This is a genomic window from Aporhodopirellula sallentina SM41 (genome assembly GCF_000346505.1).
Classification (GTDB): Bacteria; Planctomycetota; Planctomycetia; order Pirellulales; family Pirellulaceae; genus Rhodopirellula; species Rhodopirellula sallentina.
On the sequence record NZ_ANOH01000093.1, the window covers coordinates 1 to 2223 of the forward strand.

The following is a 2223-nucleotide window of genomic DNA, read 5'->3' on the forward strand; positions in this document are numbered from 1 at the left end:
GCCTTTTGATTTGCTGGATTTTCTGGACTTGCGTTTCTTTTTCCCCCGTTTTCCACCGACTTTTGGCCGACTCTTGAGATTACTCGGGTCTGGTATCCCAAGTTTCGGCGTCTGCGTCAGTACTTTCATTAACTCTTTAGGGTCGAGATCAAATTTCAACTTCAAGCTGTTTAATGCGACTTTGAGAATTGCGGCATACGGTGCAGCCAGAAACACAGGGGCAGGTACTGTGTCATCGAATGACGCTATTCCCATAAAGCACTCGGCGTCGCCATAGATTCGAGCCGTTTTTGCATTGCATTCCACTTGTACGTCGATGCCGACGGCCATCGCATCTAGATAGGCACCGATTGAAAAGTGAGTACGGCCTAAGTCGAATCCTGGTGGCATCATCCGCAACTTTGTTGCAAATGACGTCTCGACTTCACTTCCAAGCCCAAACAATTCGACATTGGCGGCGCCACGAATGGCGTCCTTGTCCCCAGTTACTTGAAGCTTGGACAAATCCTGACCGAAGACTACGACCTGCTGGTTGCCGTAGAAGTGCCAGTGCGGCTTTCCGGGCAGTGGAAGTTCCAGTCCGGCCTCGCCTTTGATCAGCACAATTGATTGCTCACCGATTCGCATCCATGCGTCGATTTTGGCTCGTGTGAGATCAACAGTTGCTTCCGACTCACCAACGGGTAGGAACAGAATCGTCAGTTGACCGTTGGCACGAATGAATGTCAGCTTCTTCAAGTTTGTGAAAATAGTGCCGTCAACTTTAAACAAACTCTCAGCGAATCCTTCTGCACCAGCAAACGCTACTGTTGCCCCAAAACTGACGTCGAGAGTCTTAGTGTCGAAGCTACCTCGGGGCTTCTTTAAGACCAATGGCGTCGAAGGGATTGGCACTTGAATTGGAGCGCCAAAGCCGATAAGCGTTCCCATTTCTAGTTTGCCAGTAGCGAAGTTAACCGTCACCTCGACTGGTCCAACGACCATTCCCCACCATTCGCCCGTCACGCGACAGCGGACCTTTGAGCCAAACCCGCTTCCTTCCACCTCAAGAATCTCAACTTGTGGTGCTGGAGGTGAAGGAATGAAATCCAGAAAGGCCGTAGCCACCATTTCGCGAAGCGACGAAAGATCGGGCTCCAAGTCTAGGCTAAACGTCTTGCCAATCCGAAGTACCGCAGCCAACGGCACGGGAAAGCCGTCGCTGGAAGATGGATATGCTTTTGCCCGTAGAATCAACTCATCATTGGAAAAGCCAACGTCGCTAACGGCAAGGTAATACTGATCAGAGATGTCAATTCGCGTTTTCTTGCGCAACTCGTCGCCGAGGGCCTTCTTTAGCGTTTCACCAAGTCCACCATTTTCGTCAAAACTGAGTCGCAAGTTTCTTGTGTTGAGAAGTGCCGTGCCTACCTTCAAATATTTTCCTGTTAGCTTTGATCGCCATTCTCCCAATCTCGCAGTAACAGTGTTTGGATCTAGCTGTGCAAGCATCGAGAGATCGCAATCCAGCTCGTTAAAATTCAAGCTTCTCCCCGGAATGTAGACCCCTATTCCGACTTCGACGCCACCGGCCTGAAAACTGAACCGATCAATAGAAAGCCCAATTGACTGACCATCACGCTCGAAAATCCCAAAGAAATCATCGAGTGAGTCGCCCAGTTTTTCATCCAACAACTTGACTTGGTCTTCAGGCTCCATTCGGGCACTGGTGAGATCAATGCCATTGCCGCCGACACCAATATTCTTAATGGCGACTGAATCTCCACTAGCCAGCGTACCTATTGCGGAGAAGCCTTTGTCCGCTGGCTCGACCTTCCATGTGATACCAAAGAGGTCAAACTCCTTGCCAGCCAACGCGTTCTTTAATGCAACCTTCGCAAACTGCTCGGCGTCAGTTGTTTCGACGTTGGCGGAGAGGCTGAAACGCTTATTCTTAAGTTCAGCATTGAGGCTTAGTTTGGCGACACTGAAGTCCCGACCAATAGATGCCTGCGGAAAGATGCTGCGGATCCCCCGCTCCGTCAAGAGCAGTCGCGCATCGACGACAATTTGACCATTAACGAAATCTGCGTTGGGGCCGTCTATTACAAGATACCTGGAAAGCGATGTGGTTTGGGGTAGGCCAATTTGAGGGAATCTCTCGCGGAGGAAAGCAGCCAAAGCCTTTTCATTCTTCCACTCTTTGCCATCGGCCTGTAACTTGTCTGCCGCAATCGTGATTCC

General features: G+C 50.4%; 1 protein-coding gene. It reads right to left on the bottom strand.

The window, feature by feature from the left end; all coding sequences use genetic code 11:
- On the bottom strand, positions 1-2223 hold a 2223-nt coding region (locus tag RSSM_RS33610; protein ID WP_008675290.1), incomplete at both ends, for a hypothetical protein.